Raw genomic sequence first — 18,819 nt, forward strand, 5'->3', positions numbered from 1 at the left:
AACTCCATGAATGATGATGAAATCACATCAAAGTGGCGCCATGGCAAAACGACCGACCCTCAAAGATCTGGCCAAGGCCGCCGGTGTCGGTGTCGCCACCGTTGACCGGGTGTTGAACGGGCGCCCGAACGTGCGTGATGCAACGGTTCAAAGAGTGATGGAGGCTGCGCAAAGCATCGGCTATCCGATGAGCAGCCTGACCGCCAATCAAAGCGATGCTGCGCGCCCGCGCGTCCGCTTTGGCTTTGTCCTGCACAAGGGCACGCAGGAGTTTTATCAGAACTTCGCGTCCGAGTTGGAGCATGCCGTGCGTGCCCGAACGGATATTCGCGGCCAGTGCCGTATCCGATTTGCAGCGTCGCAGGCCCCAGCAGATTTTGGCAAGGAGCTTCTTGAGGCGGCAGAAACCAGCGATGTGATCGCAAGTTCGGCCATTAACCACCCCAGTCTGACGGAAATCGTGACCTCAATCACAGGCGCAGGAACGCCGGTCTTTGCCTTGCTCAACGATTTTGCGCAGGGCATCCGCCAGAACTATGTCGGCCTGAACAATATGAAAGTCGGGCGTATCGCGGCCTGGACGATCCTCTCTCAGGTCCGTGACTCCGGCAAGCTGGCGATTTTTGTCGGCGGCAACCGTTGGCACGGGCACATTCTGCGCGAGACCGGTTTTCAAAGCTATCTTCGGGAATTCGCTTCGGGGTTCACCATGCTCGACACCTTGGTCAATCTTGAAACCCGGCAAGTGACTTACGAGGCTACGCTGGACCTGCTGAACCGCCATCCGGATCTGCGCGGCATTTATGTTGCGGGCGGCGGGATGGAGGGGGCAATCGCGGCGCTGCGCGAAATGCGGCCCGCCGGTAAAGTGGCCTTGGTTGTCAATGAACTGACCAGCGATAGCCGCAAGGCGCTGCTGGACCGCTACGTGAACATGGTCATCGCCACTCCGCTGGCAGAGTTGTGCCGCAACTTGATCGACCTGATGGTCCTGGCTGCAAAAAACGGCCCGGCCGGGAACACCGGCCAGCATTTCCTGACGCCGCAGCTATTCTGCCCGGAATCCTTCTGAGCCTTGGCTCTCAGGCATCACGTTTCATGATCCATTCAACTTCCGGGGCTGGGACAAAACGCCATTTGCGCAAGGGGCCCGCCATGACGTTGAGGTAGTACATCTCGAACCCATAGGGCGCGCCGCAAGGGTGGTGGCCACGCGGGACAAGGGTGACGTCGTGGTTCTTGACGGCCATGGTCTCATCAAGATCGCCATCGTCGGTATAGACGCGCTGGATGCCGAACCCATCCGCGGGGTTGAGACGGTGGTAATAGGTCTCTTCGAGATAGGTAATGCGCGGAAAATCGTCTTCGTCGTGGCGGTGGCTGGGGTAGGACGACCAGTTGCCATCGGGGGTAAAGACCTCGGTCACCAGCAAGCTGTCGCAGAAATCCTCGTTCTCCATCGCGATATTGTTGATGAAGCGGGTATTGGACCCTGTGCCGCGCTGGGTCAGGGTGATGTCATCCGGGCCGATAAAGCGGGCCGCGTGGCCGGAATGCCCGGGGGCAGCGCAGATCGCGATCACGCAGTCGGTGGTGGCTTCGGCGCTCCAGTCGCTGCCATTGGGCATGTAGATGCAATGCGGGGCGGTCCTTTCAAAGACGCTCATACGATCGCCGATCTCGCCCCAGTCTTTACCCGCACCACTGACCTTGGCCTTGCCTTCGACCATGACCAGAATGACCTCGTTCTCGCCGGTTGCATCGCTGGCAGTTTCACCGGCCTTCAGGCGGTAAAGGTCAAAGCCGACATAGCCCCAGTTCGGAGTCTTCCGGCCTTTTGCATTTGCAACAGTAATGTTGTGAACACGGCCGCCGTCGCCGGTGGGTTTGCGGAGAAGATCGCTCATGTCGGGCCTTTCGGTCAGCTGTCGCCGGGATCCTTGGGATCGAAGGCGATAAAGAATTGATGTGCACAATACAGGCCGAGGCCGCCGAACAGAACGGCCCAGCCGGGCGAGCCGGTGACCAGCTCAAGCAGGGCCCAGCCCAGACACATTGCGACGACCAGCACCCGTCGCCAGAGCGGCAGGAAAAACGGCAGCTGGACGTCAAGAAGTTTCATGTCAATTCACCCGGTCCTTGATAGCGGCCTCATAGGCCGTGCGGGCAGCCATCACCTCGGCGCGGTCAGAGACTTCGGGGACAGCCACATCCCACCAATAGCCGCCATTGGGGGTGCTTGGATAGGGGTCGGTGTCGATCACGATGACAAAGGGGCCAGCAGCCGACTTCGCCCGGATCAGCGCCTCTTCAAGCTCGGCGATGCTGCTGACATGGACCGCTGCGGCGCCCATGCTGGCGGCGTGCGCGGCAAAGTCGATATTGGACGGATTGACGTGGTAGCTGTGCTCGAGAAGGTTGTTGAACTCGGCCCCGCCGGTGCCCATCTGCAACCGGTTGATGCAGCCAAAACCGCGGTTGTCGGTCAGCACCACGGTGAATTTTACACCCATCATGCAGGCTGTGGCCAGTTCGGAATTGGCCATCATATAGCTGCCATCCCCGATCATGCAGATCACATCGCGGTCCGGCGCGGCCAATTTAATCCCCATGGCGCCGGCGATCTCGTAGCCCATGCAGCTAAAGCCGTATTCCATGTGATAGGCACCGGGGCGGGGGGCTTTCCACAGCTTGTGCAATTCGCCCGGCATGGTGCCAGCGGCGCACATGACCACGGTGTCGGGGCCACTTACGCGTTGCACAGCGCCGATCACCTGGCTGTCGGTGGGCAGGGCGTTGGCCTCCTTGGGAGCCGCGCAGAGCGGATCGACGGCCGCGAACCAGTCGGTCTTGAGAGACTGAGAGAGGGCTTCGGCTTGGTAGCCAGCCAGCTCTTGCGTCAGGTCCGCAAGGGCCATTCTGGCATCGGATTGCAACGGCAGAGCACCGTGTTTCATGACGTCATAGGCGGCGACATTGACGCTGACCAAAGTGGCCTCGGGGTTGCTGAACAGCGCCCATGACCCGGTGGTGAAGTCTTGAAAGCGCGTGCCGACCCCCAGCACCAGATCGGCCTTTTCGCAGATCGCATTGGCAGATGAGGCTCCAGTGACGCCGACGGGGCCAAAGTTCAGCGGGTGATCCCAGGCCAGCGCGCTTTTGCCTGCCTGGGTTTCCACGACGGGGATCTGATGCGCTTCGGCAAAGCTTTGCAACTCGGCGCAGGCGCCAGAATAATGCGTGCCGCCGCCGGCAATGATCACCGGACGCTTGGCGGTGCAGATCGCCTGCACGACGCGTTGCAACTCGCTTTGGTCCGGGCGGATGCGGCGCTGATACCATGTGCGCGGCTCAAAGAAAGCGGTGGGGTAGTCAAACGCCTCGGCTTGCACGTCCTGACAAAAGGCCAACGTAACCGGCCCGCAATCGGCCGGGTCGGTCATTGTGGCCATGGCGCGGGGCAGGGCGGTCAGCAGTTGTTCCGGACGCGTGATGCGGTCGAAGTAGCGACTGACAGGCTTGAAACAATCATTGGCCGAGACCGTGCCGTCGTTGAAATCCTCAACCTGCTGCAGCACCGGATCAGGGCCGCGACCGGCAAAGACATCACCCGGCACCAACAGCACCGGCAGGCGGTTGACATGCGCCAGCGCGGCGGCGGTGACCATGTTGGTTGCCCCGGGACCAATCGAGGATGTCACCATCATCGCCCGACGGCGGCTCGACTGCTTGGCAAAGGCCAGCGCCGCATGCGCCATGGTCTGTTCGTTATGCCCGCGCCATGTGGGAAAGTTGTCTTTGGCGCCATGCAGCGCCTCGCCAAGACCCGCCACGTTGCCGTGGCCAAAAATACCCCAGCAGCCGGCCATGAAGCGTTCGCCGTCTTCGGTCATCTGTACCGACAGATAGCGCACCATCGCCTGAGCGGCGGTCAACCGGATTGTTGCCTTGTTCGTGGTCATGTTTCAGTTCCCCCCCTGGGCCGTCGCGCGGGCATTGTCCCATAGTTTGCAAAGCCGCGCATAGCGCGTTGCCATCATATCGACGGCTTCTGTATCGCTCATCTCACCCTTCATCCATGCGCGGGCGGCGTCGCCAAAGATCGTCCGGCCCACCGCAAAGCCTTTGACCAGCGGCTGCCGGGCGGCCATTTCGAACGAGGCCGCAAGCTCGGCCTCGGGTGCGTCCAGCCCCAGCACCACGACACCGCGCGTGCGCGGATCGTTGCGCTCGATTGCATCCACGGCGTTTTGCCAGGCCGCATCTGTTTTGAACGGCTCGAGCTTCCACCAATCAGGCGTGACGCCAGCGTCATAGAATTGCTGAATCAAGGTAGCCGTTGTTGTGTCGTCCACTGGACCCACCTTGGATGGGATCACTTCCAAAAGAAACTCCAGAGCGTTGCGTCGCGCGGCGGTGAACAGGCGTTTCACGCGCTTTTCCTGCAAGCTACGCGTTTTGGCGTCGTCGTCCGGGTGGCAAAAGACCAGCAGCTTGACGACATTTTCGCGCGCCCATTCCCTGAAGCGGCCAAAATCCTCGCCGAGATCCGCCTCGAAGGCGATCGGGCGCGAACCGGGGTCCTCAGTCGGGCGGCCAATCCACAGGTCTGTGCCACTGGCGCGGTGCAGGGCGGTGCGGCCGATGCGGTTGTCGCACAGGATGCCATAGCCGGGGCGGCCGGCCTGCACCTGCAAGGCCGCGTCAAGGCAAAGCTCTTTGAAGGCGCTGCCCTTGGCCGGGGTATAGCCCTCCATTTCCTCAAGCTGCATGCGGTGATCAAAGGCAAAAGTGCGCAGCGCGCCCGCTTGGGCACCGGGGCGGGTGTGGCGGCTGGTGGCCCAATGTACCTGTTCCAATTCTTCGTCATTGCGTAGATCCGGCTGCTTGATCCCGCGCTCAAAGAAAAACTGAAGCTCTTCCCAAGACGGATAGGCCGGGGTGCAGCCGTGACGCGACACCGCAAATGCGCCGCAGGCATTGGCGTATTTCAGCGTGGTCGGCCAGTCCTCGCCATCCAGCCAACCCTTGAGCAGGCCGGACATAAAGCCATCGCCCGCGCCCAGTACGTTGAATACTTCGATGGGAAAGCCGGGGCCTGCTTCGCCGTCATCCAGACTGTCCGGGATCTCACCTGCAAAGGCCACAGCGCCCATCGGTCCGCGCTTGCAGACCAGTGTCGCGCCGCTGACCTCGCGCACAGCGCGCAAGGCCTTGATGGTGTCAGTGCTGCCGCCAGCAATGTGGAACTCTTCCTCAGTGCCGACAATCAGGTCGAACAGGTGCAAAGTGCTAATCAGCTGCGCCGTCACCTCAGCGCTTTCGGCAAAGCGGCTTTCGCCGTCGCCGTGGCCCAACACGCCCCAAAGGTTCGGGCGATAATCGATGTCGAGCGCCGTCTGAATGCCGTTTTCGCGCGCGATGGTCAGCGCCTTGATCACGGCGGCGCGGGTGCGTTCGTTGCTCAGATGGGTACCGGTGGGCACGACCGAACGGGCCGATTTGATGAACTCGGGGTCGATGTCGTCTTCGCACAGTGCCATGTCGGCGCAATTCTCGCGGTAGAAGATCAGCGGGAACTGTTCGCGGTCGCGGATACCAAGGATCACCAGCGCGGTCAGCCGCTCGGGGTCAGTCACCACTCCATCGGTGCAGACCCCCTCACGTGCCAGTTGCTCGGTGATGAACCGTCCCATGTGCTCATCGCCGACCCGGCTGATCAGCGCCGATTTCAGACCAAGACGGGCCGTGCCACAGGCGATATTGGTCGGCGAGCCGCCAATATACTTTTCAAAGGACGCCATGTCCTCCAAGCGCCCGCCGATCTGTGCGCCATAAAGATCAACTCCGGCTCGGCCAATTGTGATTACATCAAGCAGTTTCGTCATCGGATGTCCTTGTCGGGAAACGTCGCCCAATTGACCTGCCCCGGGCACGCGGACGGAGCAGGCAGAAAGGCGACGGTCTTGGTGTCAGAGAGTGTCGCCGCGGTCAGGAAATCTCGGACAGTTTGACAACGCGGCCTTCAGCGACCGATTTCAATGCAGCCTCTGCGAGTACCAGGGCCATCAAGCCATCCTGACCGGTGGTCGGCGTCTGGGCACCTTCGGCCACCGCAGCAACGAAGGCCGCGATTTCATTGGCGTAGGCAGCAGTATAGCGGGTCATGAAGAAGTTCAGCAGGGGCGGGGACGTGAAACCACCGGTTCCCGCCAGTTCGATGTTGGCCTCGCTCATATTGCGGGCGCTGACCATGCCCTTGGACCCCAACACTTCGATCCGTTGGTCATAGCCATAGGTGGCGCGCCGCGAGTTGGTGATCACGCATTGCTTGCCCGAGGCGGTCCGCAGGATCACGTTGACGCTATCGAAATCGCTTAGCTCGCCAATCTTGGGATCGGTCAGGACCGAGGCCGAGGCCTGAACGGTTTCGACCTCTTCGCCCAGCAGCCAGCGCGCCATGTCAAAGTCATGGATCGTCATGTCGCGGAAAATTCCGCCCGAAACCTTGATGTAGTCATGTGGTGGTGCACCAGGATCGCGCGATGTGATGGTGATCATTTCGACATCACCGATGCTGCCATTGTCGATCGCTGCCTTCGCCGCCATGAAGTCGGGATCAAACCGGCGGTTGAAACCGACCATCAGGGTTGCCCGCTCTGCCTCGACCGTGGCCAGCGCCTCGCGGACGCGGGCAACGCTGAGATCAACGGGTTTCTCGCAGAAGATGGCTTTGCCGGCCTTGGCGAACTGTTCGATCAGGTTCGCGTGCGTGTCGGTCGGGGTGCAGATGGCAACGGCATCCACATCCGATGCCGCCGCAATGTCGTCGATCGAGCGGATATCGCAACCATATTGGTCCGAAACCTTTTGTGCCGCGTCTGCGAAGGGATCCGAGATCGCGACAAGTGTTGCACCGGGGGTGCTTGCCACGGCGCGGGCATGGACCTGACCGATGCGGCCCGCCCCCAGAATTGCAAAACGTACAGTCATTTGGTCCTCATTTCCTGAAGGTGCGCACCCTTTGGCGCGCGTGTCTTAAACGACAGATGGCCGCCGGGGAAGTGATCCGCCGGCCACCTGCCGCCGCGCCGCCTTGTTGACGCACGCGTGTTGGTTTGTCATGCGGCGTCGGAGTATTCGTCCTGAGTCTTGGCGCCCGTGATATAGGCCACGACGTCTTCGCCGGTGACATCGCCGGTGGTGATGTCGAGGTTGGCGCAGATACGGCCACGGCGAAACACCACGATGCGGTCACACAGGTCCATCACCTGCCGCATGTTGTGCGAAATCAGGATCAATGGCTCACCCGCCGCTTTCAAAGTTCGCACGATGTTTTCGACCTGCGCGGTCTCTTGCACGCCAAGCGCTGCCGTGGGTTCGTCCATGATTGTCAGCTTGGAATGGAAGGTTGCGGTGCGTGCGATGGCGACACACTGGCGCTGGCCGCCGGACATGTTCTGGATGGTGTTCTTGATGTTGGGAATCTTCACCCCGGTCTTTTCCAGCGCCTGCATGGTGCGTTCGCGCATTGCCTTGTAATCAAGGATCGAAAACGGCCCAAGCTTGAACTTGATCAGCTCGCGGCCAAGGAACAGATTGTCCGGCACGTCCAGCTGATCGGCAAGGGCAAGTGTCTGAAACACCGTCTCGATACCCGCATTGCGCGCGTCCATCGGGTTTTCGAAAGACACCGGCTTGCCGTCAAAGATGACCTCGCCGCGGGTGCGGGTTTCCACACCGGTGATCTGGCGCACAAAGGTCGATTTGCCCGCCCCGTTGTCCCCCATGATGGCCACATGTTCCCCCTTGCGCAGGGTGAAATTGGCCCCTTCAAGCGCGTGCACGCCGCCATAATGTTTCGTCAGGTCGCGGGTTTCGAGAATGATATCCTTCATGTCGCCCTCCCTCAGGCCATGTTCGCAGCGCGGCGTTGGCGCCATTGGTCAAGCACGACCGCCGCCACGATGATCACGCCCTTGACCATTTCCTGGTAGTAGGCGTCGAGGCGCAGATAGGTGAAGCCCGAGATGATCACACCAAATATCAGCGCACCCAGCACAGTGCCAACGATCGAGCCGCGCCCGCCCGCCAGAGACACGCCGCCGATGACAGTCATGGCGATGGCATCCAATTCGTACATCACCCCCATGCCCGCCTGTGCCGTCAGGTTCTTTGATGCCAGAACCAAGGCCGACAGGCCCGCCAGCATCCCGGCGATGGTGTAGACCAGCACCTTGTGGTGGTTGACCTTGATGCCGGACATCCGGGCTGCGTCTTCGTTCGAGCCGATGGCATAGGTGTGTTTGCCATAGACCGTGAATTTCAGGATAAAGTGGAACAGAACGGCCAGCCCGACAAAAATGACGACCGGTGCCCAACCGGACAGCCCGTTGCCGATGCTTGAAAATTCGTCGGTCGGGAACGAGATCGGGCGCCCTTTGGACCACCATTTGGCCGCGCCGCGCGCAGCGACCATCATCCCAAGCGTGGCGATGAAGGGCGGAATCCGCGTGGTGGCGATCAGAAACCCATTTATAAACCCTGCGATCATACCGCACAGCAGCGCCACCGCGACAGGCACGATCACCGGCAGGTCCATGGCCCAATCGCCAAAGATCGCCTTGGGGTTTGGGTTGCCATTGACCAGCGCCGTTTGCGCGAAACTCATGGCGATCATTGCGGTCAGACCGACGATCGAGCCGGGGCTCAGATCGATCCCGCCGGATATAATCACTTGGGTCGAACCAATAGCGATGATCCCAATGATCGAAACCTGAAGGATGATGATCTTCAGGCGGGCTTCGTTGAAAATGCTGTCAAAGCGGCCTTGCGTGTCGAACAGCAGGCTTTGGCCGTTCATATAGGGCAGTACCTGCCCAAGGATTTCGAAGATCGCGATGATGGCGATCAAAGCGATGAACACGTTCATCTCGTTCGGCCATGAACGTTTTTTTTGATCGAACGTCAGCCCGCCAATACCGTGCACGTTGCTGTCTGCCATAGGGTCCACTCCTCCTGATGCATCCTCGGTGTCCGGCTTCGGGATGCGGTCGGGCGGCGCGACTGGCGCGCCGTCCCGGTTCTTTCCTGCGCCTCGACGTTTTCGCCCAAGGCCAGCGCGCCTTTAGTTTTTGGACGTGTAGTCGTCGATGTTCGCCGGGGTCACCAGCTTGAAGGGGATATAGACCTTCTGATCTACGTCTTCGCCCTTCGCCAGCGCCAGTGCCGCGTTCAATGCGCCCGAACCTTGGCCAGCCGCGTCCTGGAATACGGTCACATCCAGATCACCGGCCTGCATCGCGGCCAGCGCGTCTTGTGTGGCATCGACACCGCCGACGACGATATCTGCCATATCCAGACCGCCCGCTTTCATCGCCTGAATGGCGCCAATGGCCATCTCGTCGTTGTTTGCGATCACGGCGTCAAAGGGCTCGCCGGTGGACAGCCAGTTCGTCATCAGATCCTGCGCTTCGTCGCGCGACCAGTTGGCGGTCTGCTGATCGACCACTTCGATAAAGTTGCACATGTCGATGCCCAGAATATCCTCGACGTCCTTGGTGCGCTGTACGGCGGCCTGATTGGAAAGCTCGCCCATCATGACATAGGCGCGCGCGCCGCCGGCTTTGCCCGCAGCCCGCAGCATCTTGCAGACCTCAAAGGCTTCCAGCGTGCCGGACTCGATCTCGTTCGAGGCCACGAAAGCCTGATTGTCGGGCAGGGTTTCGACGTTGATCGGCTGGCGGTTCACATAGACCAGCGGCACACCAGCGGCGGCAGCGGCCTGGGTCATGGCTTGGGTGGCCGAAGTGTCGACCGGGTTCACGATGATCGCGTCAACGCCGCTGGCGACAAAGTTGTTGATCTGGTCAAGCTGCTTGGCCACGTCGTTTTGTGCGTCCTCGATCTGGACATCGACACCATCCATGCCGTCAGCGAATTCCTGAATTCCGTTGCGCAGAACGGTCAAAAAGTTGTCGTCGAACAGCGCCATCGAAACGCCAACGGTTTCGGCCATTGCGGTGGTCGACATCAGTGCAGCGATACCTGCAGCGAACAGAGTCTTTTTCATGGGTTTCCTCCCTAATTTGGTGTCCGGTGCACCGTTATCCTAACCGGATGCCCCGTTGACCGGGGCAATCATTCCCCGTTTGTCAGGCCGCTTTGGCCCGAAGCTGCGAGGATATGAAATCGAATGAACATTTGATCTGGTCGTAAGGATCGGCCATCGCATGGGTCTCGGGCGAGAAGCACTCGTACGAAATCGGGCCGTCATATCCTGCGGCGATCAGCGCCGCGATCTGTTCGACATTGCCCAGTCGGTCATTTTCGTCCACCAGCACGCGGTGCTCGTCTTCCATCTGCTCAATGGCAAGGGTGGGGTCGACGACGGCCGAGATATGCACAATCCCGGTTTGGTCCGGGAAAATCGGCCCGCCATTGGCAAGCCTGTGGTGGAATGTGTCGTGCACCAGCTTGAAATGCTTCTGCCCGCCGATCGACTCGATGGTGTCGACCAGATCCTGTTTGGAGCGCAGCGACGAGCGCAAGAACCCGAGCGGTTCAATCAGAGCGGTCAATCCTGCCTCTTCCAGCATCGGCAGGATGGATTTCATCGCCACACGCAGATTTGCCTGACGGATGCCATCGCCCAATCCGGTGCCGTCGTTGCGCGGGATCAGGCTGATGGTTTCAGCCCCGGCCTGTTCCGCGATGGCAATCAGGGCGCGTACCGCCGCTTCGCGTTCGGCATTCCAGGAGTTGAAGGGGTAAACTTGGCTCAGTCCGACCAGCCGCAGGCCCTTGTCCGCTGCGATCCGCCCCGCCTCGGCGGGATCAAGCCCGTCAAACAAAGGCCGCGCGATATCGTTGCGGACCTCGACGCCAACACAGCCCAAGTGAACCGCAAGATCGAGAAAATCGACATAACCCAAATTGGGCACCGTCATATGGTTCAGTGCAGTTTTCATAATATCCTCCCCACCGCCGTCAGCCTTATGTTGGCTGATCGCGATGCTGAGCAGACTTGACGCCAGAATTCAGATTCGGTCAATTTGAAGCGATGAATTTTATTCCATTAATGACGTAAAATGATCTATGGAAATGATGGAATAACGTCATTTACTTGAGTGATGGCTACAGAAGTTCCGGCAATATGATCAGCGGATCAAGGAAGTGTTGCCCGGCAATGCCGTCGTCCTCGTGCCGCGTTGCCTTGGTCATCAGATCGACAAGCTCTTTGCACAAAGCGGGCAGGGGTGTTGCAATCGCCATGACCGCATAGCCGTCAATCAAGGCCGCACGGCTTTCGGCCGTCAGTTCGTTCACCACCAACGCGACCTTTGGCGTTTCATGAACTTCGCGCAAAGCCGCGATCGCCCCCTCCATACCGCCACCCGCCACATAAATTCCGGTAAGATCAGGGTGCCTGATCAGCAAGTCCAGCGTCGCCTCATAAGTCACTTGCCGCGTTTCGAGGTTCACCAGCGTATCCAAAACCGTAAAGCCGCGATCAACCTCGCGCACGAAGGATCGAAATCCAACCTCGCGCAGATCATGCCCGTGCCACCGGTTGCCGCCGACGAAAATCGCAAGTTTTCCCGGGTGCGGCGCGGTTTTGGTGATCATCCAAGCCGCAACTCGTCCAACCTTCATGTTGTTCAGACCGAGGTAATTCTTACGGATACCTTGTGCGAAATCGTTCAGAACAGAAAAGACAGGCACGCCATCTGCCTTCAGATCACTTACAATTTGGTTCAGGCGCTTGTCATTCACCGCAGTGCAAGCTACCGCGTCACAGGTTTTCCCCAGATCGGTGAGCAGTTCGGCATATTCACCGGGCGATTGCGACGAGGAATACCGAATGTCAGCAAAGCCGCGAATGTCCGTTCTGTCGGCCACGGCTTTTTCAATCTCCCGGGTGAAGTTCTGGTAGAATTCCTGAGACTTTTTCGACAGCACGAAGCCAAGGCGCAATTCGGGCAGCGTGGCGTCAAGGCGGCTCTGGAAAAGGCCGTGACCGTGATATCCGATGCGGTGGGCCGCCTCGGCGATTTTGCGTACGGTTTCCTCGCGCACTTTGGAGCGCCCATTCAGCGCCCGGTCAACTGTTGTTACGCTTACGCCAGCGGCGCGGGCAACGTCCGAAATGGTTGGTCTGTTGGCCAAAGTCGCCTCCTTGACGGATTTCCGTCATTGTCTCATGAAAGCTTTGCCAACAGAAGCCCTTGAGCCATTCGAGACTTTGCGCCGTTTTTTTCAAGCAAGAGCCGTGCGCCCCAAAAGCTTGTGTGTGCCCAAGAAGATTTCTCTGGCTCTTGCGGTTTCTGATCCGCTCTCAGGCACTGCACTTGCGGGAATTTCCACGCCAATCCCTGTGTCGCGCGGCAGGCGCTCAAGAATATCGGTTAACCCGATCTGTCCATGTCCCGGGATCAGACGTGCCTCGCGGGCGGTGTGCAACAGTTCTTCCTCCGAGTAGGAGGGCTTTACCAAGGCGTCGCACAGATGGATGAAGGGCAGGCGGCTTGGATCCGCCCGCGAAATATCGCCAAGCTGGCTGCCGGACCTGTCAAAATGCAGGGTGTCCAGCAGAACGCCCGCCGAGGCCGTGCCTGTGTTGGTCACGATCTCCAGCGCCGCCTGCAAATCAGCCACATTGGTCCAGGGGAAGAACTCCAGAACCGGGGCAAGCCCGAACCCAGCCGCGCGGTCGGCGAAACGGGCCAGATTGTCGGACAGCCGCCCAAGGTCGGGATCATAGGGGGCTGTGACGATGTATTTCGCGCCCAATTCCGCCCCGACGGACAGGAACGCATCGAATTGGTCCGCTTGGAAATCAGGTGTAAAGCGCAGAAATTCGATATCATTGACGGTGACGCCTGTATCGCGCAGGGCAGCACGTGTTTCCCGCATCATCTTCGGATCATCCATCAGAGCATACCCCGGCGTCGTCGGGGTCACTGCGATCAGGCGCAAGCCAACGGCGGCAAACCCCGCCGCGGCCGCAACGCGCACCAAAGCCGGGGGCGGCAGATCCAGAAAGGTCAGATGTGCCAGCGATAGGGGTCGTGTCATGGTCTCTCCGCCGCGTGTTTGCCCGCGATAAATCCAAAGGTCATCGCCGGTCCCAGATTGATACCTCCGGCCGGGTAATGGCCGCCCATCACGCTGGCCATGTCCGTGCCTGCGGCGTAAAGCCCTTCGATCACTGAACCGTCTTTGCGCAGCACCTGGGCATTTCCATTCGTCTTAAGCCCCGCAAAGGTTCCAAAGCTTCCGGGGATCACCCGGACTGCGTAGAATGGCCCGGTCTCAATCGGAGCGAGGCAAGGGTTGGGCCTTTGCAACGCATCGCCCTGCAACCGGTTATAGGCGGTTTCGCCGCGACCAAAGGCCGGATCTTTGCCCTGACTTGCGTGGCTATTGTAGGCCTCCAGCGTCTGCTCCAAGCCATCCGGGTCAATGCCGCAAGCGCATGCCAGTTCCTCGACCGTTCGTCCGTACTTGATGTAGCCCGAGCGCAGATAGGGGCCGACCGGCAGCGGACTGGGACGGGAAATGCCCAGACCATACCGGCGCTGAAAGGCTTTTGTGCAGATCAACCAGGATTCCGGCGTGGCGCCCTCGGGCGTGGCGGCCAGCAAGGCGGTCACGTAGTCATGATAACCGTTGCCCTCGTTGCAGAACCGCTGACCATTTCGCAGCACACCGATTATTCCGGGTTTGCCGCGTTCGATGATATGCGGGAACAAGGCGGTTGTGCCGTCCGGCATTGGCACTTCCGACACCGGGCAATAGGCCGAAGCAGAGGCCAGCGACCGGTCAAATCCCGCGCCGAGCGCCTCGGCCAGTGCGGCGCCCTGGCCTGTGCTGAAGGGCGTGGCCAAGCTGCGCGGCGGCGTGTTGCGAAACGACAGGGGTGCCAGCCGCGCAACATCGTGCGGCACGCCTCCTGTGGCCAGAACGACGCCACATCGCGCCGGGATCCAAGTGGGTTCGCCCGCGGTCGCGACCCCCACACGGCAAACGCGCCCCGCATCGGCCTCCAATTTCGCGACAGTGACGGAGGTTCGGAGATCGACACCCAAATCAAGCGCGGATTTCATCAGGCGTGCGATCAGGGCGTTGCCATTGCGCAGTTGCATCCCGCGCCGATACCACGCCAGATCCGACAGGTGCCGCCCAAAGCGCCGTGTCACATGGACAAAGGCGGACAGCGAGCGGGTCATCGTCATGAACGCCTTCAGGTCTGCTCCGGCCTGAATGGTCATGCCCATAAAGGTCGTCTCGGCCAAGGGCTTGCGCAGGCGATCGATATCGCGGCCCAGACTGCGACCATCGAACGGAGCGGCAATGACAGATCGCCCGCCCTGTCCAGCCCCGGGCAGATCGCTGTAAGTGTCCGGAATATGCGTTCCGCTTTCGAATTGGAGCGCGGTTGCATCCTCGAAAAAGCTGACCATTTCCGGGGCAGCGCGCAGAAAGGCATCCACCTTGTCCGCGTCGAAATTATTGCCTAGCACATTGGCAAGATAGCGTCGCGGCGCATCGAAATCTTCGACAATGCCCGCCTGGATCGCCAGTGGATTGCGGGGCACCCACATCCAGCCTCCGGACCAGGCGGTCGTACCGCCCAGAACGGGGGCTTTCTCCAATACAATCACCTTCAAGCCCTTATGCGCCGCGGTGACCGCCGCCGACAGGCCCGCAGCGCCCGAGCCGATCACCACGAGATCGCATGTCTGAGACCCGGTCATTTCAGTTCCACGCCGTCGGTTCGTGATCAATGATGGCAGCGGTCAAGATCATGTCTACCACGCGCTGTTTCAGCACCGCCTGGTGTGCCTTCGAAAAGAGCTTCTTCCCGAACGAGGTCGAAAATGTGTGGCGGTTCGAGACGTTATAGAAACTGATCGAACTGATCAGCCAGTGCAGCTCCAGCGGATCGGTCCCTTTGCGGAACGTCCCCTCGGCCTTGCCGCGTGCGCAGACGTCCTCGAGCTTGTCGATGATGGATCGGTTCAGTTTCGGAACGATGTCGGATTTGCGCAGGTAGTCCGCGTTATGGATGTTTTCGATCATCACCAGCCGGATGAAATGCGGCGCGTTTACGTGGGCGTCAAAGGTCGCTTCGATCAGGCGCTGCAGTGCCGGCACCGGGTCGAGGTCCGCCACATCCAGCAAGTCTTCGCCATGGCGCAGCGAGGCATAGACCCTTTCCAGAACCGCGCAATACAGTCCCTCTTTGTCGCCAAAATAGTAGTAAATCATGCGCTTGGAGGTAGAGGTCTTGTTGGCGATTTCATTGATGTTGGCCCCGGCAAGGCCGTGTGCCGCAAACTCTTCGGTTGCGATCGCAAGGATGTTTTCCTTAACCGCTTCGGGGTCTTTTTTCCACGATGTCTTGCGCGGCTTTGCCGGACGTTCTGCGCTATCATCCATGTTGTACCCTCACGACACCATATGATTCCGACTATCGGATATCACATGAATTAACTTCAAGGTACATTTAAATTGACAAATTAACTTATAGGTACATAAAACGGAAATGCGACCGGCGATGCGAGGAGCGATTCGTCGGCCAGAAGAACACCAAGGGAGGACAGATATGTCTCGTAAATTGATTGGCGCACTGGTTGCGCTTGGACTGAGCGCCAGTGTTGCAACCGCGCAGGATTACCCGAGCAAGGAAATTCAGGGAATTATCCAGTGGGGGGCCGGCGGCTCCACCGATACCGTCATGCGCTCGGTCACGCCGCACGCCGAAGATGCTTTGGGTGGCACTGTTGTCATGCAGAACATGACGGGCGCTGTTGGTGCCATTGCGCTCAACTACGTTGCCGATGCGGATGCCGATGGCTACACGCTGTTGATGGGCGCGGAAAATCCGATGCTTTACAAGGTGATGGGCCTTGGCGACAAGGATTATACCGATTTCATCGCGATCAATATTCTGGCCCGCGGCACCCCGATGCTGGTTGCCAACAATGACGCGCCTTTCGATGATTACGCTGGCATGATGGACTACATCGCGAAGAACCCGGGCGAGCTGCGCTTTGGCGCAACCGGCCCCGGCGGCCTGCCTTCGGTCATCACCGCGATGATGAACACTGTCGAAGGCAATCTCGATGTGATCGCCGTTCCCTACGATGGTGATGGACCTGCTCTGACCGCCCTTCAGGGGGGCGCGGTCGACGTCATGCCCGCCGTTCTGGGGGCCGCTATCGAAGGCATTCGCGCCGGGTCGATGAAACCCATCGTCATCTTCGACGTCGAACAGAACGAAAAGCTGCCTGATGTGCCGCTGGTGACGGCGTACAACGAAGGTTACAAAACCTACCTGCCTTGGGGCCCATTCTTTGGCGTTTTCGTTCCCAATGGCACGCCGGATGATGTGGTCGCCAACCTGAGTGCCGCCTTCGCCGAGGGCGCAACGAACCCTGACTTCGTCAAGCTGATGGATGATCGCGGCTTTACCATGATGGGCATCAGCGGCGCTGAAGCGACTGACTTCCTGACCAAATGGCAGCAAGGCACCGCGTGGCTTCTGCAAGACGCCGGTCTGACCAAAGCTTCTCCGGAAGAATTCGGCATCGCGCGTCCGTAACGCGCAGACCCAGCAACTTGGTCGGATGGCGGGCCTTCGGGCCTGCCTACCATGGCGGCGCATTGCGTTCCGAGAGAGGAACTCGGAGTAACACATAGCGGAGGAGAGGGTCATGGATCCGGACTTCAGAGGCGACAGCGACCACCACGACGGCACATCCGACGCAACGCCCGGCGGATACGACCACCAAAGGCGTCCCGGCGAATTGGGCTTCGCGATCTTTTTGAGCATCGCAAGCTTGTTCTTGCTGTACAGCGCCTATGGGATTTCGGGATTTGAGGCCCTCTCGGCCCCGGGGGCGGTTCCAATGGCAACAACGCTGGTGATGGTGATCTCGGCTGTGGTCGTCGCTCTGCGCACCCGGCGTTTGGAAAAGGTGCCGTCCGAAACCATCGCCAAGGACATTCTGCCCGTCATGGTGATCGTCTTCATCGGGTTTCTGATCGCTTTCGGGCTGGCATTGAAACCGCTTGGGTTCCTCCCAACCGCCGCCGTGTTCCTGACCGTCGCCATCAAGGTTCTGGCGCGCAGAGGCTGGGGCTACACGCTGGTGGTCTCGCTTGGATCACTGCTGGTGATCTGGATCATCTTCCGGGTGGTGTTCACTGTGCTTTTGCCTGCCGGGATCGTCCCCGAGGCTGAATTTATCCAACTGTTCCGCAATCTGTTTTCCGGGGGGCCGTCGTGATGGACACCATACTCGCCATTCTCACGATTTTCACCCAACCCGAGCTTTTGCTTCTGGTCGGCGTGGGAACTTTCGCCGGGATCTATATCGGCGCGATCCCGGGGTTGTCCGTCACCATGGCGGTCTCGATCCTGATCTCGTTCACGTTTTCATGGGACGTCTATCCGGCGATCTCCCTGATGGTCGGCATCTACATGGGCGGAGTCTATGGCGGGTCACGCACAGCGATCCTGCTCAACATTCCCGGCGCGCCCTCGGCGATAGCCACGGCGATGGACGGCTATCCGATGGCGCAGCGCGGCGAGGCGGGGCAGGCCATCGGTGTCACGACGGTCATGTCCTTTTTCGGCGGGCTGATCGGCATTCTTGTGCTCGCAGTCGCCGCCCCTTTCGTGTCCGAATTCGCGCTGACATTCCAACCGCGTGATTACATGCTGCTGGCCGTACTTGGCATTCTTCTGGTCGGCTCGCTGTCCAGCGGCTCCTTGGTCAAAGGCATCTTTGCGGGGGCTTTGGGCATCGCCATCGGGGCGGTGGGCCGAGATCCGCTGACCTTTACCGAACGCTTCACCTTTGATCTGCGGATGATGGAGGGCGGTATTTCCTTTATTGCGGTCATGATCGGGATGTTCGGCGTCTCCGAAGCCCTGCTGCAATTGCAGAACGTCAATATGAAGACCATCCGTCAGAAGATCGACAAGATCGTGCCCTCGTTCGGAACGATCCGGAAATACCTTCCGCTGTCGCTGCAAACCTCAAGCATCGGCGTGATTATCGGCGCTCTGCCCGGCACTGGTGGGGACATCGCGGCGCTGATGGCCTATGACCACGCCAAGCGTGTGACCAAGACCCCCGAACGCCCCTTTGGACTGGGCGCGATGGAAGGGCTGGTTGCCCCCGAGACCGCCAATAATGCCGCCGTGGGCGGAGCCTTTATCCCCATGATGACCCTTGGCATCCCCGGTGATGCAGTAACGGCCATCATGATTGGCGCTTTGTTCATCCACGGGTTGAACCCCGGACCGATGCTGATGATCGATCAGCCGGACATGTTCTGGTTCATCGTCGGAGCGTTGATGACGGCCAATGTCTTCATGTTGATCTTCGGCCTGACGGGGATCAAGATCTTTACCAGGATCGTCGAGATGCCCCGTTCGATCATCATCCCGCTGATCCTGCTTCTGTCGATTGTCGGTGCCTATGCGGTGAACAACTCGATCACCGATGTCTATTGGATGCTTGGCTTCGGCGTGTTCGGATATTTCATGCGCCACTACGGCTACCCGCTTGGTCCGGTGATCTTGGGCGTGATCCTGTCGCGGCTTCTGGATGACAACTGGCGCCGGGCGATCATCTCGGAACGCGAAGATCTGGGCCGCTTTTTCGAAGGCATCTTCACCAGCCCGCTGTCACTTGTGCTGTTTACTGCCGTGATCCTGATCTTCTTCAGCCAAACCCCGCTTTGGACAGTTATGAAAACCCGCGTGTTCGGCAAGGCGACGTCATGACCGGCTGATCCCCA

General features: G+C 59.8%; 17 protein-coding genes. 4 read left to right on the forward strand and 13 right to left on the reverse strand.

What is annotated here, in order from left to right; all coding sequences use genetic code 11:
* Nucleotides 1-40 precede the first annotated feature (40 nt).
* On the forward strand, nucleotides 41-1,072 hold the full coding sequence (locus ACOYQJ_RS09815; protein ID WP_422905847.1) for a LacI family DNA-binding transcriptional regulator: 1,032 nt from the start codon (nucleotides 41-43) through the stop codon (nucleotides 1,070-1,072).
* 10 nt (nucleotides 1,073-1,082) lie between these two features.
* Here ACOYQJ_RS09815 and iolB read toward each other — a convergent pair whose 3' ends face one another.
* The 13 genes from iolB to ACOYQJ_RS09880 form a co-directional block, all read right to left on the reverse strand.
* The gene (gene iolB, locus ACOYQJ_RS09820) at nucleotides 1,083-1,907 is read right to left on the reverse strand and encodes a 5-deoxy-glucuronate isomerase (RefSeq protein ID WP_422905848.1); all 825 of its coding nucleotides are present in this window, start codon (nucleotides 1,905-1,907) and stop codon (nucleotides 1,083-1,085) included.
* A gap of 14 nt (nucleotides 1,908-1,921) precedes the next feature.
* Nucleotides 1,922-2,122 (reverse strand): hypothetical protein, encoded by a 201-nt coding sequence (locus ACOYQJ_RS09825; protein WP_422905849.1) that lies wholly within the window; start codon nucleotides 2,120-2,122, stop codon nucleotides 1,922-1,924.
* A 1-nt stretch (nucleotide 2,123) separates the two neighbouring features.
* Nucleotides 2,124-3,962 (reverse strand): 3D-(3,5/4)-trihydroxycyclohexane-1,2-dione acylhydrolase (decyclizing), encoded by a 1,839-nt coding sequence (gene iolD / locus ACOYQJ_RS09830; protein WP_422905850.1) that lies wholly within the window; start codon nucleotides 3,960-3,962, stop codon nucleotides 2,124-2,126.
* 3 nt (nucleotides 3,963-3,965) lie between these two features.
* Nucleotides 3,966-5,888: a bifunctional 5-dehydro-2-deoxygluconokinase/5-dehydro-2-deoxyphosphogluconate aldolase gene (locus ACOYQJ_RS09835; RefSeq protein ID WP_422905851.1), complete on the reverse strand. Its 1,923-nt coding sequence runs from the start codon at nucleotides 5,886-5,888 to the stop codon at nucleotides 3,966-3,968.
* A gap of 103 nt (nucleotides 5,889-5,991) precedes the next feature.
* Nucleotides 5,992-6,993, reverse strand: coding sequence for an inositol 2-dehydrogenase (gene iolG, locus ACOYQJ_RS09840; RefSeq protein WP_422905852.1), 1,002 nt, complete (start codon nucleotides 6,991-6,993; stop codon nucleotides 5,992-5,994).
* Between the two features lie 128 nt (nucleotides 6,994-7,121).
* On the reverse strand, nucleotides 7,122-7,898 hold the full coding sequence (locus tag ACOYQJ_RS09845; protein ID WP_422905853.1) for an ATP-binding cassette domain-containing protein: 777 nt from the start codon (nucleotides 7,896-7,898) through the stop codon (nucleotides 7,122-7,124).
* Between the two features lie 11 nt (nucleotides 7,899-7,909).
* Nucleotides 7,910-9,004 carry an ABC transporter permease gene (locus tag ACOYQJ_RS09850; RefSeq protein ID WP_422905854.1) on the reverse strand — a complete coding sequence of 365 codons (1,095 nt, stop codon included), beginning with the start codon at nucleotides 9,002-9,004 and terminating at the stop codon, nucleotides 7,910-7,912.
* Between the two features lie 123 nt (nucleotides 9,005-9,127).
* Nucleotides 9,128-10,072 carry a substrate-binding domain-containing protein gene (locus ACOYQJ_RS09855; RefSeq protein ID WP_422905855.1) on the reverse strand — a complete coding sequence of 315 codons (945 nt, stop codon included), beginning with the start codon at nucleotides 10,070-10,072 and terminating at the stop codon, nucleotides 9,128-9,130.
* An 82-nt stretch (nucleotides 10,073-10,154) separates the two neighbouring features.
* Nucleotides 10,155-10,970: a TIM barrel protein gene (locus tag ACOYQJ_RS09860; RefSeq protein ID WP_422905856.1), complete on the reverse strand. Its 816-nt coding sequence runs from the start codon at nucleotides 10,968-10,970 to the stop codon at nucleotides 10,155-10,157.
* A 166-nt stretch (nucleotides 10,971-11,136) separates the two neighbouring features.
* Complete coding sequence (locus ACOYQJ_RS09865) at nucleotides 11,137-12,168, reverse strand: LacI family DNA-binding transcriptional regulator (protein ID WP_422905857.1); 1,032 nt, start codon at nucleotides 12,166-12,168, stop codon at nucleotides 11,137-11,139.
* Nucleotides 12,169-12,258: 90 nt separating this feature from the next.
* Nucleotides 12,259-13,077 carry a sugar phosphate isomerase/epimerase family protein gene (locus tag ACOYQJ_RS09870; protein WP_422905858.1) on the reverse strand — a complete coding sequence of 273 codons (819 nt, stop codon included), beginning with the start codon at nucleotides 13,075-13,077 and terminating at the stop codon, nucleotides 12,259-12,261.
* Nucleotides 13,074-14,759: an FAD-dependent oxidoreductase gene (locus tag ACOYQJ_RS09875; RefSeq protein ID WP_422905859.1), complete on the reverse strand. Its 1,686-nt coding sequence runs from the start codon at nucleotides 14,757-14,759 to the stop codon at nucleotides 13,074-13,076. The genes ACOYQJ_RS09870 and ACOYQJ_RS09875 overlap by 4 nt, the downstream gene beginning before the upstream one ends.
* A 1-nt stretch (nucleotide 14,760) precedes the next feature.
* Complete coding sequence (locus ACOYQJ_RS09880) at nucleotides 14,761-15,444, reverse strand: TetR/AcrR family transcriptional regulator (RefSeq protein ID WP_422905860.1); 684 nt, start codon at nucleotides 15,442-15,444, stop codon at nucleotides 14,761-14,763.
* A 166-nt stretch (nucleotides 15,445-15,610) separates the two neighbouring features.
* On the opposite strand from ACOYQJ_RS09880, the gene ACOYQJ_RS09885 reads away from it, so the two are divergent.
* From ACOYQJ_RS09885 to ACOYQJ_RS09895, 3 genes are all read left to right on the forward strand, one after another.
* Nucleotides 15,611-16,609 (forward strand): Bug family tripartite tricarboxylate transporter substrate binding protein, encoded by a 999-nt coding sequence (locus ACOYQJ_RS09885; RefSeq protein ID WP_422905861.1) that lies wholly within the window; start codon nucleotides 15,611-15,613, stop codon nucleotides 16,607-16,609.
* 112 nt (nucleotides 16,610-16,721) lie between these two features.
* Nucleotides 16,722-17,297, forward strand: coding sequence for a tripartite tricarboxylate transporter TctB family protein (locus ACOYQJ_RS09890; protein WP_422905862.1), 576 nt, complete (start codon nucleotides 16,722-16,724; stop codon nucleotides 17,295-17,297).
* A complete protein-coding gene (locus ACOYQJ_RS09895; protein ID WP_422905863.1) occupies nucleotides 17,297-18,805 on the forward strand; it encodes a tripartite tricarboxylate transporter permease in 1,509 nt (502 codons plus the stop codon). The genes ACOYQJ_RS09890 and ACOYQJ_RS09895 overlap by 1 nt, the downstream gene beginning before the upstream one ends.
* Nucleotides 18,806-18,819 lie beyond the last annotated feature (14 nt).

The sequence above is a fragment of the Pacificoceanicola algae genome (genome assembly GCF_049341065.1).
Classification (GTDB): Bacteria; Pseudomonadota; Alphaproteobacteria; order Rhodobacterales; family Rhodobacteraceae; genus Pacificoceanicola.